The sequence below is a fragment of the Cellulosimicrobium sp. G4 BAM 1002 genome (genome assembly GCF_057126935.1).
In genome coordinates this window covers 3,759,957-3,773,899 of record NZ_CP182109.1, presented here as the reverse complement: position 1 = coordinate 3,773,899, position 13,943 = coordinate 3,759,957, and the positions used below count along the sequence as shown (strand labels likewise).

14 protein-coding genes are annotated in these 13,943 nt (G+C 74.4%); 12 read left to right on the top strand and 2 right to left on the bottom strand.

What is annotated here, in order from left to right:
• Positions 1-107 precede the first annotated feature (107 nt).
• Positions 108-848: a uracil-DNA glycosylase gene (locus ACMXGY_RS16775; RefSeq protein ID WP_483774120.1), complete on the bottom strand. Its 741-nt coding sequence runs from the start codon at positions 846-848 to the stop codon at positions 108-110.
• A 182-nt stretch (positions 849-1,030) separates the two neighbouring features.
• Between ACMXGY_RS16775 and ACMXGY_RS16770 the strand changes: the two genes are divergently transcribed.
• The 4 genes from ACMXGY_RS16770 (at position 1,031) to ACMXGY_RS16755 (ending at position 3,979) form a co-directional block, all read left to right on the top strand.
• Positions 1,031-1,351, top strand: a complete 321-nt coding sequence (locus ACMXGY_RS16770) for a DUF3263 domain-containing protein (protein WP_483774119.1) — start codon at positions 1,031-1,033, stop codon at positions 1,349-1,351.
• 78 nt (positions 1,352-1,429) lie between these two features.
• A complete protein-coding gene (locus tag ACMXGY_RS16765) occupies positions 1,430-2,077 on the top strand; it encodes a LytR C-terminal domain-containing protein (RefSeq protein ID WP_483774118.1) in 648 nt (215 codons plus the stop codon).
• A gap of 177 nt (positions 2,078-2,254) precedes the next feature.
• On the top strand, positions 2,255-2,458 hold the full coding sequence (locus tag ACMXGY_RS16760) for a cold-shock protein (RefSeq protein WP_483774117.1): 204 nt from the start codon (positions 2,255-2,257) through the stop codon (positions 2,456-2,458).
• Between the two features lie 18 nt (positions 2,459-2,476).
• On the top strand, positions 2,477-3,979 hold the full coding sequence (locus ACMXGY_RS16755) for a phytoene desaturase family protein (protein WP_483774116.1): 1,503 nt from the start codon (positions 2,477-2,479) through the stop codon (positions 3,977-3,979).
• A gap of 33 nt (positions 3,980-4,012) precedes the next feature.
• On the opposite strand, the gene ACMXGY_RS16750 is transcribed toward ACMXGY_RS16755, so the two are convergent.
• Positions 4,013-5,479, bottom strand: coding sequence for a glycoside hydrolase family 15 (locus tag ACMXGY_RS16750; protein WP_483774115.1), 1,467 nt, complete (start codon positions 5,477-5,479; stop codon positions 4,013-4,015).
• 303 nt (positions 5,480-5,782) lie between these two features.
• Here ACMXGY_RS16750 and groL point away from each other — a divergent pair, with 303 nt between their 5' ends.
• From groL to ACMXGY_RS16710, 8 genes are all read left to right on the top strand, one after another.
• The gene (gene groL / locus ACMXGY_RS16745; protein WP_483774114.1) at positions 5,783-7,408 is read left to right on the top strand and encodes a chaperonin GroEL; all 1,626 of its coding nucleotides are present in this window, start codon (positions 5,783-5,785) and stop codon (positions 7,406-7,408) included.
• A 323-nt stretch (positions 7,409-7,731) separates the two neighbouring features.
• Positions 7,732-8,034, top strand: coding sequence for an urease subunit gamma (locus tag ACMXGY_RS16740; protein WP_237840218.1), 303 nt, complete (start codon positions 7,732-7,734; stop codon positions 8,032-8,034).
• Positions 8,035-8,072: 38 nt separating this feature from the next.
• Positions 8,073-8,522 carry an urease subunit beta gene (gene ureB, locus ACMXGY_RS16735; RefSeq protein ID WP_483774113.1) on the top strand — a complete coding sequence of 150 codons (450 nt, stop codon included), beginning with the start codon at positions 8,073-8,075 and terminating at the stop codon, positions 8,520-8,522.
• 3 nt (positions 8,523-8,525) lie between these two features.
• Complete coding sequence (locus tag ACMXGY_RS16730; RefSeq protein WP_483774112.1) at positions 8,526-10,229, top strand: urease subunit alpha; 1,704 nt, start codon at positions 8,526-8,528, stop codon at positions 10,227-10,229.
• 3 nt (positions 10,230-10,232) lie between these two features.
• On the top strand, positions 10,233-11,030 hold the full coding sequence (locus ACMXGY_RS16725; protein WP_483774111.1) for an urease accessory protein UreF: 798 nt from the start codon (positions 10,233-10,235) through the stop codon (positions 11,028-11,030).
• Positions 11,023-11,844: an urease accessory protein UreG gene (gene ureG, locus ACMXGY_RS16720; RefSeq protein ID WP_483774110.1), complete on the top strand. Its 822-nt coding sequence runs from the start codon at positions 11,023-11,025 to the stop codon at positions 11,842-11,844. The genes ACMXGY_RS16725 and ureG overlap by 8 nt, the downstream gene beginning before the upstream one ends.
• 23 nt (positions 11,845-11,867) lie before the next feature.
• Positions 11,868-12,878, top strand: coding sequence for an urease accessory protein UreD (locus ACMXGY_RS16715; protein WP_483774109.1), 1,011 nt, complete (start codon positions 11,868-11,870; stop codon positions 12,876-12,878).
• Between the two features lies 1 nt (position 12,879).
• A complete protein-coding gene (locus ACMXGY_RS16710) occupies positions 12,880-13,905 on the top strand; it encodes an energy-coupling factor ABC transporter permease (protein WP_483774108.1) in 1,026 nt (341 codons plus the stop codon).
• The last annotated feature ends 38 nt before the right edge of the window (positions 13,906-13,943 follow it).

Below are 13,943 nucleotides of genomic sequence, written 5' to 3'. Positions count from 1 at the left end.
CGACACCCAGGGCGACCACGCGCCGTCCGACAAGGAACCAGGGTTCTACCTCGCGCGACCACGGTTCTACCTCGGCAGGCCACGGTTCTCCCTCAGGGGCCGGAGCGTCAGGCTGGGAGGGTCCAGTCGACCGGGGTGGCGCCCTGGGCGGTGAGGAGGTCGTTCACACGGGAGAACGGGCGGGAGCCGAAGAAGCCGCGGTGCGCGGAGAGAGGGCTGGGGTGGGGGCTCGCGACGACGGGCGTGTCGCCCAGCATCGGGCGCAGGGTCGCGGCGTCGCGGCCCCAGAGGATCGCGACGAGCGGGGCGTCGCGCGCGACGAGGGCGCGGATCGCGGCCTCGGTCACGGCCTCCCAGCCCTTGCCGCGGTGCGACCCCGGCTCGCCCGGGCGCACGGTGAGGACGCGGTTGAGGAGCATGACGCCCTGGTCGGCCCACGCGGAGAGGTCGCCGTTCGCGGGGGTCGGGGCGCCGACGTCGGTCGCCAGCTCGGCGAAGATGTTCTGCAGCGAGCGCGGCACGGGCCTGACGTGCGGCTGCACGGAGAACGACAGCCCCATGGGGTGTCCGGGGGTCGGGTAGGGGTCCTGCCCGACGACGAGCACGCGCACGTCCGCGAGCGGCCGGGAGAACGCGTTGAGGATGGCCGACGGCGCGGGGAGGTACTCGCGACCGGCGGCGACCTCGGCGCGCAGGAAGTCTCCCATCGCGTGGAGCTGCGACTCCACGGGGGCGAGCGCCTCGGCCCAGTCGGCGGCCATGATGCTCGCGAGCGGTGGGCGGGTATCGGCGGTCGAGGCGTGCGTGACCGGGTCGACGGCGACGGGCTGGGCGGGTGCGCTCTCCACGCACCCGAGCCTATCGGCCGCTCCGGCCGCTCAGGCAGGCATCGGCGAGGACGAATGACACCGGTGTGGTTCGTGCGTACGCTGGTGGGCGGACCGAGGCGCCCCGCATCAGTCCGCCGTCGGGCGGGCTTGGGGCCGGGCGTGCGGGGGTCCCGTGACGAGAGAGTGCAAGGAGGGAACCGATGAGCGAGGCGGCATACGTGCTCGACGGCCCCGACGCGGCCGGTGAGGTGGACGCGCAGGAGGCTGCGGCGTCGGGCCTGAGCGACCGGGACCGGGAGATCCTCGCGTTCGAGCGGCAGTGGTGGAAGTACTCGGGCGCCAAGGAGCAGGCGGTGCGCGAGCTCTTCGACATGTCCGCGACGCGCTACTACCAGGTGCTCAACGCGCTCATCGACTCCCCGGCAGCGCTCGCGCAGGACCCGATGCTGGTCAAGCGGCTGCGCCGGATGCGTTCCACCAGGCAGCGGGCGCGCACCGCCCGTCGGCTCGAAGGACTCTGACGTGCACCTGCCCTCGCCCGTGAAGTCCGGGCGAACAGGGCGTTTAGCCAACGGGCCCGACCGGGCTACCCTGTCGCCGTGACGAAGAGCCGCTACCCCTACGCGCCCGACGAGTTCGACGCGCCCGCGCAGCAGGGCGCGCCCGTCGGGGTGCACCGCACGCCGCGCAGCGGGTGGAGCAAGACGTGGCCGTTCCTGCTCGTCGCCGTCGTCTTCGCCGGCCTCGCGTACGGGGGTGTCGCGCTGCTGTCGGACAACGGCTCGACCGAGGCGCCGCCGCAGGCCGAGTCCACCGACCCCGCCGCGGGCGAGACGGAGGAGACCCCGGCCGAGGAGACTCCTGCCGAGGAGGCACCGACGGAGGAGACCCCCGTCGAGGAGCCCCCGGTCGAGACGCCCGCCGCTCCCGACGTCGCGGCCCTCATGGCAGCTGCGGACCCGGCAGCCGAGGTGCGCGTCCTCAACGCGAGCGGCATCGCCGGGGAGGCCGGGAAGGGGCGAGACGCGCTCCAGAACCAGGGCTTCACGCAGGTCGAGGCGGCCGACTACGACGGGGACCCTGAAGAGGTCTCCGCGACGACGATCTGGTACGGCGAGGACCGGGCGGACAGTGCCGCCGCCGTGGCCGCGATCCTCGGTGTGCCCGCAGAGCAGGTGAGCCAGCAGCCGCTGCGCTCCGGTGACGTCGTCGTGATCGTCAAGACGGCGCTCGCCCCGGTCGGCTGACAGCCCGACACCTCCGCTCCGAGGTGCGGGTGCGATAGGCCTGACCTGCCCGTTCGTCGGGGCGAAGAGAACGAGCCGGGTCTCCCTCGACCTTCCGCACGCGCGCCGAGCGGGCTAGGCTCGGCGTACCGCGAGGCGGAGGTCGTCCCGCGGGCGACGATGCACGAGGAGACGTAGATGGCTCAGGGCACCGTGAAGTGGTTCAACTCCGAGAAGGGCTACGGGTTCATCACGCCCGCGTCCGGCGGACAGGACCTCTTCGTGCACTTCAGCGCGATCCAGTCCGACGGCTACCGCACGCTCGACGAGGGCCAGCAGGTCGAGTTCGAGCTCGGTCAGGGCACCAAGGGCCCGCAGGCCGAGCAGGTGCGGCCGCTCTGATGCGGCCCTGAGGGTCGCGTGACGGAGAACCTCGACGCCGTCGTCGTCGGTTCGGGCCCGAACGGGCTCGCCGCGGCCGTGACCCTCGCGCGTGCGGGACTCGCCGTGCGCGTCCTCGAGGCGCAGCCCACGATCGGCGGCGGCTCGCGCACGCTCGACCTCGGCCTGGCCGAGGGCGTCGTGCACGACGTCTGCTCCGCCGTGCACCCGATGGCGTGGGCGTCGTCGTTCTTCGAGGCGTTCGACCTGGGCGCGCGGGGCGTCGAGCTGCTCGTCCCCGAGGTGTCGTACGCCCAGCCGCTCGACGGCGGTCGTGCAGGCATCGCGTACCACGACCTCGACCGCACGGTCGAGCGCCTCGGAGGTCACGACGGCGCGGCGTGGCGTGCGCTGCTCGGCCCGCTCGCGCACGGCTGGCGGGACGTCGTCGCGGTCGCGCTCGGCGACAAGCGGAGCGTGCCCGGGCGCGTGCTGCGCCCGGAGGGGGCCGCGGTCGCGGCCCGGTTCGGCGCGGCGGTCCTGGAGCAGGGGACCGCGGCGTGGGGGCGCCGGTTCGAGACCGAGGAGGCCGGGGCTCTCCTCACGGGCGTCGCCGCCCACGCCATCTCGCGGCTGCCGTCCCTCGCTGCCGCCGGGACCGCGGTGCTGCTCGCGTCGCTCGGTCACGCGCCCGGCGGCTGGCCGCTGCCGCGCGGGGGGTCCGGTGCGATCGTCGGCGCGCTCGTCGACGACCTGCGCGCGCACGGCGGCGACGTCGTCACGGGCCACCGTGTCGGCACTCTCGCCGACCTACCACGTGCCCGGGCCTACGTCTTCGACACGGCGCCGCGCGTCGTCGCGGACGTGTTCGCCGACCGGCTCGCGCCCCGGGTCGACGCCGCGCTGCGCCGCTTCCGGCACGGCGACGCCGCCGCCAAGGTCGACCTCGTCCTCTCGGGACCCGTGCCCTGGGCCGAGCCCGAGGTCGGCCGTGCCGGGACCGTGCACGTGGGCGGCACGCGCTCGGACATGGCGCACGCCGAGGCTGAGGTCGCGGCCGGTCGCCACGCGGAACGGCCGGTCCTCCTGGTGAGCGACCCGACCGTCGTCGACCCGGCGCGTGAGGCCGCCGGGCTGCGGCCGCTGTGGACGTACGCGCATGTACCCGCGGGGTCGACGCGCGACGTCACCGAGGACGTCGTCGCGCAGATCGAGCGCTTCGCGCCGGGGTTCCGGGACGTCGTCGTCGCGTCGCGGTGCGTCCCCGCCGCGGAGATGGCCGAGCACGACGAGAGCTACGTCGGCGGCGACATCGCCGGCGGGGCTGTGAGCATGTGGCAGATGGTCGCGCGGCCCACGCCGCGGATCGACCCGTACGCGGTGGGTGTCGAGGGTGTGTACCTGTGCTCGGCGTCGACGCCGCCCGGGCCCGGTGTGCACGGGCTCGGCGGCTGGTACGCCGCGCGCCGGGTGCTGCGGCGGGAGTTCGACGTACGGGACGCGCCGAGCCTCGCACCGGCGTCCGAGGTGTCCGCGAGGTAGACGCCCAGGGTTCTCCCCGAGCGGACCCGCGTCCTACCGCGGCGAGCCGGCATCGAGCTCGACGAGCGCGAGCACGACGAGCGCGGAGCTCCACGACAGCGGCGCGACGGCCGCCGGTGACCCGTCGGCGAGGACCTTCTCGGGGATCGCGCCGGACGCGGTCCTGTGGTCGTCGACCCAGCGCAGCCACTCCCTGGCGTCCGCGCGGTCGTCCGGGTCCGACGACGTCGCGGCCGTGAGCGCGTAGAGCGTCGTCTGCGGCGTCCACGAGATGCCGTCCTCGCGCCACCCGGCGCCGGGCGCAAGCCCGCCCGCGGGCCGCAGCATCTCGGTGACGGACGCGCGCCACGCGTCGGTCGCTCCCGCGAGCGGCTCCGGCTGGAACGGGGGCAGGACGAACGCGGTCGACGCGTCACGGGCGCCGCCCGTCACGTGCCGGGGGTAGCCCTGGCTCCCGAACGCGTCCTCGACCGCCGCGCGCAGGCGGTCCGCACCGCGCGCCGCCGCGGCCGACCGCGACCAGCGGTCGGTGGCGCCGTAGACGTCGGCCGCGCCCTCGAGCCCGGCGAGCAGCGGCCCGGCGGTGCCGAGAGTGAGGGACGTGGGCTCGACCTCCCAGTAGTCGCTCGACGCCGGGGGCAGCGAGTCCTGCGAACCGCCGTCGTCGACGAGCGACAGTGCGTGGTCGGTCGCGGCGTCGACGAGGGGACGCAGCTCCTCCGCCACCTCGCGACGCTCGTCCCCGGGCGTCTCGGACAGCACGACGTCCGCCGCCCACAGGACCCACCCGACGCCGTCGGACTGGAGCCCGCGGTCGTCGGGCACGCCCGAGCCGTCGGGTAGGTACCGCGCCTGGAACGACCCGTCGTCCTCCTGCACGTCGGCGAGGAAGCGCAGGACGGCGCGCGCGTCGTCGACGTGGCCGGTGCGGGCGAACGCGACGGCGGCGAACGAGGCGTCGCGCGGCCAGACGTACCGCCACTTCGGCGACGCGGCCGCGAGCGACGCGCCGTTGCCGAGCGTCAGGGCCCGCAGGTCGAGCAGAGCGGCCTGGCCGAGGTCTGCGAAGGGCCCCTCTGCGCCCGGGACGACGCCGGCCGCGAGCCACGCGCGCGAGGCGGCGGCTGCGTCGTGCGCGCGGCCGTCGTCGAGGAGCGTTGCTGCGTCGAGCCGCGGGCCGGCGACCTGTGCGAGGCGGTTCGCCTCGCCGTCGGCAGGGTCGACGCCTCCGGCGAGCGCCGCGGGGTCGAGCGTGGCGGGGTCGAGGACCCGGCTCCCCTCGAGGAAGACGGCGGTGGACCCCGGGGCCAGCCGCAGGAGTGCGGGTCCGTCCGGGCCGGACGCGACGGCGACGCCGTCCTGGTAGAGGTCGATGTGCTCGCCCGTGGGCGCGGCGGCGACGGCGGTCGCCGCGGTGAGGCCGAGGGCGGGGACCAGCACGAAGCCGGCCAGGGCTGCTGCGAGGCGCCACGACGGTGTTGCGCGGATCACACCGCGCATCCTAGGGGAGCGCGACCACGGCGCGAGCACCGTGCCGGTTCCGCTCGTCGCGATACGCGCCGGACGGCGGAGGTGCTGTCTTGCACTCGCCGGGTGCGAGTGCCAATAATGGCGTTAGCACTCTCGCCATGAGAGTGACAGCAGTGACCAGCATCGGCAGCCGCTCAGCGTGGCTGCGGAGCACCACACCAGGTCGACAGGTGAGGCCCGCCCCGGCGGCGTGACATGAACGCCGCCCGTCGCGGGCCGTCCGTCGCGGGCGCCGGCCGACCGCCACACGCCACCAGCGGAGGATCATTCCCCATGGCAAAGATCATCGCCTTCAACGAGGAGGCCCGTCGCGGGATGGAGCGCGGGCTCAACGTCCTCGCCGACACCGTGAAGGTCACCCTCGGCCCCAAGGGCCGCAACGTCGTGCTCGACAAGAAGTGGGGCGCGCCGACGATCACGAACGACGGCGTCTCCATCGCCAAGGAGATCGAGCTCGAGGACCCGTACGAGAAGATCGGCGCGGAGCTCGTCAAGGAGGTCGCCAAGAAGACCGACGACGTCGCGGGTGACGGCACCACGACCGCCACCGTGCTCGCCCAGGCGCTCGTGCGCGAGGGCCTGCGCAACGTCGCCGCCGGCTCGAACCCGATCGCGCTCAAACGCGGCATCGAGAAGGCCGTCGACGCGGTGACCGAGCAGCTGCTCAACGCCGCCAAGGAGATCGAGACCAAGGAGGAGATCGCCGCCACGGCTGCCATCTCCGCCGGTGACCCCGCGATCGGCGAGCTCATCGCCGAGGCCCTCGACAAGGTGGGCAAGGAGGGCGTCATCACGGTCGAGGAGTCGAACACGTTCGGCCTCGAGCTCGAGCTCACCGAGGGCATGCGCTTCGACAAGGGCTTCCTCGCGCGCTACTTCGAGACGGACCCCGAGCGCCAGGAGGCCGTGCTCGAGGACCCGTACGTCCTCATCGTCGAGTCCAAGATCTCGAACGTGAAGGACCTGCTCCCGGTCCTCGACCAGGTCATGAAGGCCGGCCGCTCGCTCCTCATCATCGCCGAGGACGTCGAGGGCGAGGCGCTCGCGACCCTGGTGCTCAACAAGATCCGTGGCACGTTCAAGTCCGTCGCCGTCAAGGCCCCGGGCTTCGGCGACCGCCGCAAGGCCATGCTCCAGGACATCGCGATCCTCACCGGCGGCCAGGTCATCACCGAGACGGTGGGCCTCAAGCTCGAGAGCGCGACGCTCGACCTGCTCGGCCAGGCGCGCAAGGTCGTCGTCACCAAGGACGAGACCACGATCGTCGAGGGTGCCGGCGACGCCGACCTCATCGCGGGTCGCGTGAACCAGATCCGTTCCGAGATCGAGAAGTCGGACTCCGACTACGACCGCGAGAAGCTCCAGGAGCGCCTCGCCAAGCTCGCGGGCGGCGTCGCCGTCATCAAGGCGGGCGCGGCGACCGAGGTCGAGCTCAAGGAGCGCAAGCACCGCATCGAGGACGCCGTGCGCAACGCGAAGGCTGCCGTCGAGGAGGGCATCGTCGCCGGTGGTGGCGTCGCGCTCATCCAGGCCGGTGCCGTGGCGTTCGAGAAGCTCGAGCTCGAGGGTGACGAGGCGACCGGTGCCGCGATCGTGCGTGCCGCGATCGACGCGCCGCTCAAGCAGATCGCGATCAACGCGGGCCTCGAGGGCGGCGTCGTGGCGGAGAAGGTGCGCAACCTCCCGTCGGGCCACGGCCTCAACGCCGCGACCGGCGTCTACGAGGACCTCCTCGCCGCCGGCGTGAACGACCCGGTCAAGGTCACGCGCTCCGCGCTGCAGAACGCCGCCTCGATCGCGGCGCTCTTCCTCACGACCGAGGCCGTCGTGGCCGACAAGCCGGAGAAGAACCCGCCGATGCCGGGTGGCGACGGCGGCATGGGCGGCATGGACTTCTGATCCACCGCTGAACCGCCGCCCGGCTCGTCCGGGTGACGTCGCAGGACATCGAGGGCCGTCGGCCGGGTTCGCCCGGTCGGCGGCCTTCGTCGTGCCCGGACACCGTGCCGAACCCGGGATTCCGCGTCACCCGACGCGTCAGCTGGCCGTCAACCCCGGGTTCGGCGCCCGGGACGCCCAACCCGGGGTTCGTGCGCACAGCGAGGCGCGGGTGGCACACAAGCCCGGGTTCGGCACGGGGATCTGGCCGTGCGGGGCGCGGTACACGTGCGTATAACGCCGTGTATACACGCCGGAAACGAACGCGCGGCAGGATCTGCGCCATGCACCTCACTCCGGCGGACACCGAGAAGCTCCTGCTCGCCGTCGCGGGCATGGTCGCCCGCGACCGCCGTGAGCGCGGCGTGCTGCTCAACTACCCCGAGACCGTCGCGCTGCTCACCACCTGGGTGATCGAGCGCGCTCGCGAGGGTGCAGGCGTCGAGGAGCTCATGGTCTCCGGACGTGAGGTCCTGCGCCGCGACGAGGTCATGGACGGGGTCGCCGAGATGCTGCCCGACGTCCAGGTCGAGGCGACGTTCCCCGACGGGCGCAAGCTCGTCACCATCCACCAGCCGATCGCCTGACCGGCCCGGCCGGCAGCAGGAACGAGGACGGGACGCACATGGCAGGCATCAGCACGAGCGGTCCGGGCGCGGTCCGGCTCAGGAGCGGCGCCGAGGACGTGCCCGTCGTCCTCAACGCCGACCGCACCGACGACGAGCGCGTCACCCTGGTCGTGATCAACACCGGCGACCGGCCCGTGCAGATCGGCTCCCACCTGCACCTCCCGGACGCGAACTCCGCCCTCGCGTTCGACCGCGCCGCGGCCCACGGCTTCCGCCTCGACGTCCCGTCCGGCACGTCACGACGCTTCGAGCCCGGCGCGTCCGCCGAGGTCGAGGCGGTCGCCCTGCGCGGCCGACGGCGCGTGCCCGGCCTGCAGCGCGGCAAGCCCGACGGCGGCGCACTCGACCGCGTGGACGTCGCACCCGAGCAGACCACGGCCCCGGGCGGACCGTCCGCACCCCGCGACACCGCGCCGTCGGGCACGACCACCCCCGAGGAGGACTGACGCATGGTCGCGATCTCGCGCGAGCGCTACGTCGCGCTGTACGGGCCGACGACGGGCGACCAGGTCCGCCTCGGCGACACCGACCTGTGGATCGCGGTCGAGGAGGACCGCACGTTCGGGGGCGAGGAGGTCGTCTTCGGCGGCGGGAAGTCGATCCGCGAGTCGATGGCGCAGGGGTCCACGACCCGCGCCGAGGGTGCGCTCGACACGGTGATCACGAACGCCGTCGTGCTGGACTGGTGGGGGGTCGTCAAGGCGGACGTCGGGATCCGGAACGGGCGGATCGTCGCGCTCGGCCGCGCGGGCAACCCCGACGTCGCGGACGGCGTGCACCCGGACCTGCACATCGGCCCGTCGACCGACGTGGTGAGCGGCGAGGGCAAGATCCTCACCGCGGGTGGCATCGACTCGCACGTGCACCTCATCTCGCCGTCGCAGATCGTCGAGGCGCTGGCGACGGGCATCACGACGGTCGCCGGCGGAGGCACAGGGCCGAGCGAGGGCACCAAGGCCACGACGGTCACGCCCGGCGCGTGGCACCTCGAGACGATCCACCGCTCGCTCGACCGGCTGCCGGTCAACGTCCTGCTCCTCGGCAAGGGCAACACGGTGAGCGCCGAGGGGCTGCGCGAGCAGGCGATGGCCGGCGCGGGCGGCTACAAGGTCCACGAGGACTGGGGTTCGACCCCGGCGGCGATCGACGCCGCGCTGAAGGCCGCCGAGGACTGGGGGCTGCAGGTCGCGCTGCACTCCGACTCGCTCAACGAGGCGGGGTTCGTCGAGTCGACGCTGCGCGCGATCGGGGGGCGGTCGATCCACGCGTTCCACGCCGAGGGCGCGGGCGGCGGGCACGCGCCGGACATCCTCACCGTCGTGAGCCACCCCAACGTCATCCCCGGCTCCACCAACCCGACCCTCCCGCACACGGTCAACACGGTCGCCGAGCACCTCGACATGCTCATGGTCTGCCACCACCTCAACCCGCAGGTCGCGGAGGACCTCGCGTTCGCGGAGTCCCGGATCCGCGGCACGACGATCGCCGCCGAGGACGTGCTGCACGACCTGGGCGCCATCTCCATCACGTCCTCCGACGCGCAGGCGATGGGTCGCATCGGCGAGGTGGTCACGCGCACGTGGCAGGTCGCGCACGTCATGAAGGCGCGTCGCGGGTCGCTCGGCGGGGACCTCCCGGCGGACAACCTGCGGGCCCGGCGCTACGTCGCGAAGTACACGATCAACCCGGCCGTCGCGCACGGGATCGACGCGCACGTCGGGTCGGTCGAGCCGGGCAAGGTCGCGGACCTCGTGCTCTGGGAGCCGAAGTTCTTCGGGGTGCGGCCGAGCGTCGTCATGAAGGGTGGCGCGCTCGTGTGGGGCGCGCTGGGAGACCCCAACGCCTCCATCCCGTCGCCGCAGCCGGTGCTCATGCGACCAGCGCTGACGGACGCGATCGGAGCCGACGTGTCGATGTCGTTCGTCTCGCCGGCGGCGCTCGACGACGGCCTCGAGGAGCGGCTCGGGCTCGCCCGCCGGCTCGTGCCCGTCGCCGACACGCGCGGCGTCGGCAAGGCGCAGATGAAGAACAACGACCACCTCCCGCAGATCGACATCGACCCGGAGTCCTTCGCCATCGAGGTCGACGGCGACCTGATCGTCCCCGCCCCGGCCGACCGGCTGCCCCTCGCGCAGCTCTACTCGCTCTTCTGAGCCATGAGCGAGACGCAGGAGCAGGACGCGGACGCCGCCGGGAGGGCCGAGCTCATGCTCGCGCTGCTCGCGGACGCGCGTCTGCCGACCGGCGGGCACACGCAGTCGGCGGGGCTGGAGCCGGCGCTGCGGGCCGGGATGCCCGCCACGAGCGTCCCCGACTACGTCCGCGCGCGCCTCGCGACCGTCACCCGGACGGAGGCCGCGACCGCGGTCGTGGCGCGGCACGCCGTGCTTGCGGTGGGTCCCGTGCCCGACGGCGCACGGTCGGCCGGGGCCCAGGACCTCGCCGGCACGTGGCTCGCCTGGGCGGCCAGGACGCCGGCGCCCGCGCTCCGGGAGACGTCGCAGCGGCTCGGGCGCGGCTACCTGCGGCTCCTGCGGCGCCTGTGGGCGGGCCACCCCGCCGTCGTCGCGCTGGACGAGGCGGCGGAGATCGTCGCCGACCTGCGTCCCGCCGAGGTGACGCCGTCGGGCCGCCGGGGCCGGGCTCCGCAGCCCCCGCGGCCCGTCGTCCTGGGCGTCACGGCCGCGTGCGCGGGGCTGTCCGCCCTGCAGGTCGCGCGCCTCGTGGGGTACGAGGACGTGCAGACCGTCGCCGCGGCGACGCTCAAGCTCGCGCCGGTCGACCCGGTCGACGCGACCGGCTGGGTCGTCGCCGCGCAGCCCGCGATCGACGCGCTCGCCCACGACGTCGCCCACCTGACCGACCCCCGCGCGATCCCCGCGCACGGCGCACCGCTCGTCGAGCAGTGGGCCGAGATCCACGCCCGCACCACCGAGAGGCTGTTCAGTGCCTGATCAGACGACACCCGCCAGCACCCGTTCCCTGCGACTCGGCGTCGCCGGCCCCGTCGGCACGGGCAAGAGCTCGCTCATCGCGCTGCTGTGCCGCGAGCTGTCCGAGCTGCTGCAGCTCGGCGTCATCACCAACGACATCTACACCGACGAGGACGCGCGGTTCCTGCGCTCGGCGGGCGTGCTCGACCCCGAGCGCATCCGCGCCGTCGAGACCGGTGCGTGCCCGCACACGGCGATCCGCGACGACGTCACCGCGAACCTTCTCGCGGTCGAGGACCTCGAGGAGGACTTCGCGCCGCTCGACGTCGTGCTCGTCGAGTCCGGCGGCGACAACCTCACGGCCACGTTCTCGCCGGCCCTCGTGGACGCGCAGATCTTCGTGCTCGACGTCGCCGGTGGCGGCGACGTCGCGCGCAAGGGCGGTCCCGGCATCGCGCGGGCGGACCTGCTCGTCGTCAACAAGACGGACCTCGCGCCCTACGTCGGCGTGGACGTCCAACGGATGGTCCTCGACGCCACGGCTGCGCGCGACGGCGGCCCGGTGCTCGCGCTCTCGCGCCTCGACCGCGAGTCGATCGACGCGCTCACCACGTGGGTGCAGACCCTGCTCGCCGCGCACCGCGCGGGCGCGCACGTGCCGCAGGACCCGGGTCCGATGGCGCCGCACTTCCACGCGGACGAGGAGGGCAACGGTTTCCTCCACACGCACGACGACGGCGGCTCCTCCCACGCGCACGGCGACGACCACGCGCACGACCACTCGCACGCCGGGGACGAGGCCGAGCCGGCGTCCACCGTCGTCGGACGCGGCTGACGGCACCGAGGGCGACGCACGCGATGGACGACACGACGCGGGTCGAGGTGCGCGCCCAGGGCGGGCGCGTGCGCTGCGCCCTGCGCCCGGGCGCCCTCAGCCCGCGCGTGCTGTCGACCGGGCGGGGCGTCGCGCGCATCGCTCTCGTCGCGACGCGCGCGCTGCTGCTCGGCGGTGACCACGTGCGCGTCGAGGTGCACGTGGGCGAGGGGGTCGAGCTCGAGCTCGTGGAGGTCTCGGGCACCGTCGCCTACTCGGGGCGCGGGCGAGCGGCGTCGTGGGACGTCGCGGTGCGCGTCGACGCCGGAGGGCTGCTCGTGTGGGACGCGCTGCCGTTCGTCGTCGCCGACGGCGCGGACGTCGAGCGGTCCACCTCCGTCTCGCTCGCCGACGGCGGCTCCGGGCCGGGAGGCGTCGCGCTGCTGCGCGAGACGCTCGTGCTGGGCCGCACGGGAGAACGCGGTGGGCTGCTGCGGTCGCGCACGCGGGTCGACCTCTCGGCACCGCACGCCCCTCGGGTGGCTCCTGGTCCGGGCACGACCGGTGAGTTCGGCGTGCCCGAGGGGTCGGACCCGTCATGGCGGACCGACCCGGCACGGCGGACACTGGTGCGCGAGCTCGTCGTCGAGGACCTCGACCTCGGCGACGACCGAGCCCTGCCCGGCATCCTCGGGGCGGCGCGCGTCGTCGACTCGGTGCTGTGCCTGGGCGCCCGCCCGCCTGCCACGCCGGTGGCCCCCGACCAGGCACCCACCGGGCGACCGGCCCCCGGTTCGCCGGGTCCGCTGCGGCTCGACCTCGACGGCCCCGGCGCGATCGCCCGCCACCTCGGCGCGAGCACCCACGACGCCGGCATCGACACGGTCGTCCGGGCCTGGGCCACGTCCCTGCGCGAACACCGCGCCCTCGGCACCGGCGGCACGGGGCCTCCTGACCCCGACGACCCGCAGGAAACGTCCCCGCCCACGCGCGCTGCGCCGTCGGGCACCGACCACGCCGGACACCGCACGACACTGCTGACGACAGGAGCCTGACATGCACGTCCCCGACCACTTCCTCAACGACCCCACGTCGGCGACGACCTCCGTCGTCTCCCTCGCCGCGGTGGGCTATGCCGCGTACCGGGCGCGCGAGGACCTCACGCCGCGCCGCATCGCGCTCACGGCCGCGACGACCGGCTTCGTCTTCGCCGTCCAGATGCTCAACTACCCCGTGGCCGCGGGCACGAGCGGGCACCTCATGGGCGGGGTGCTGGCTGCGGCGCTGGTCGGTCCGTGGCTCGGCGTGCTCTCCGTGACGCTCGTGCTGCTCGTTCAGGCGCTCGTCTTCGCCGACGGCGGGCTCACCGCGCTCGGCACGAACGTGCTGCTCATGGCCGTGGTCGGGATGCTCGTCGGCTGGGCGGTGACGCGCGGCGTGCTGCGCCTCACGCGCGGCCGGTGGTCGCCCGCCGCCGCGGGAGCCGGTGCGCTCGCGAGCGTGCCGGTGTCGGCGCTCGTCTTCGCCGGGCTGTTCGCGGTCGGGGGGACGGTGCCCGTGCCCGTGGGCGAGCTCGTCGGGCAGATGCTCTCCGTGCACGCGCTGATCGGCCTGGGTGAAGCGCTCATCACGGCCGGGGTCGTGGGCCTCGTGCTCGGCGTCGCGCCGGGCGTCGCGGCCATCGAGCCGGCTGCACGTCGTGCCGCCGCCCGTGCGGCGACCGCCCTGCCCGACGGCGCGGGGACGGTCCGTCCGTCGGCGGCCCCCGTCGCCGCGGTCCGCCGGGCGGTCGTGGCACTCGGCGGCGCGGCGCTCCTCGCGGCCGTGGTGGTGTCGTCCTTCGCCGCCGCGACGCCGGACGGGCTCGAGGCGACGGCCGAGTCCGTCGGCTTCGCCGACGCGGCGCGCGACCACGCGTTCGCGGGCATGCCGCTCGCCGACTACGGCGAGGTCGGGGGGATCTTCGTCGGTGCCGCCGGGTTCGTGGGCGTGGTCCTCGTCGTCGCGCTGACCGCCGGACTCCTCGCTGCCGGGCTGCGCGCGACCACCCGCCGTAGCGAGGCGACCTCGACGACCGCCTGACCGCCGTCGGGCGGCGGGTCCTGCGCCGGCAGCGCCTA

Coding starts and splice junctions, on each gene's coding strand:
- ACMXGY_RS16770 (WP_483774119.1), top strand. CDS start 1,031: ATGAGCGAGGCGGCATACGTGCTCGACGGCCCCGACGCGGCCGGTGAG.
- ACMXGY_RS16760 (WP_483774117.1), top strand. CDS start 2,255: ATGGCTCAGGGCACCGTGAAGTGGTTCAACTCCGAGAAGGGCTACGGG.
- ACMXGY_RS16750 (WP_483774115.1), bottom strand. CDS start 5,479: ATGCGCGGTGTGATCCGCGCAACACCGTCGTGGCGCCTCGCAGCAGCC.
- groL (WP_483774114.1), top strand. CDS start 5,783: ATGGCAAAGATCATCGCCTTCAACGAGGAGGCCCGTCGCGGGATGGAG.
- ACMXGY_RS16740 (WP_237840218.1), top strand. CDS start 7,732: ATGCACCTCACTCCGGCGGACACCGAGAAGCTCCTGCTCGCCGTCGCG.
- ureB (WP_483774113.1), top strand. CDS start 8,073: ATGGCAGGCATCAGCACGAGCGGTCCGGGCGCGGTCCGGCTCAGGAGC.
- ACMXGY_RS16730 (WP_483774112.1), top strand. CDS start 8,526: ATGGTCGCGATCTCGCGCGAGCGCTACGTCGCGCTGTACGGGCCGACG.
- ACMXGY_RS16725 (WP_483774111.1), top strand. CDS start 10,233: ATGAGCGAGACGCAGGAGCAGGACGCGGACGCCGCCGGGAGGGCCGAG.
- ACMXGY_RS16715 (WP_483774109.1), top strand. CDS start 11,868: ATGGACGACACGACGCGGGTCGAGGTGCGCGCCCAGGGCGGGCGCGTG.
- ACMXGY_RS16710 (WP_483774108.1), top strand. CDS start 12,880: ATGCACGTCCCCGACCACTTCCTCAACGACCCCACGTCGGCGACGACC.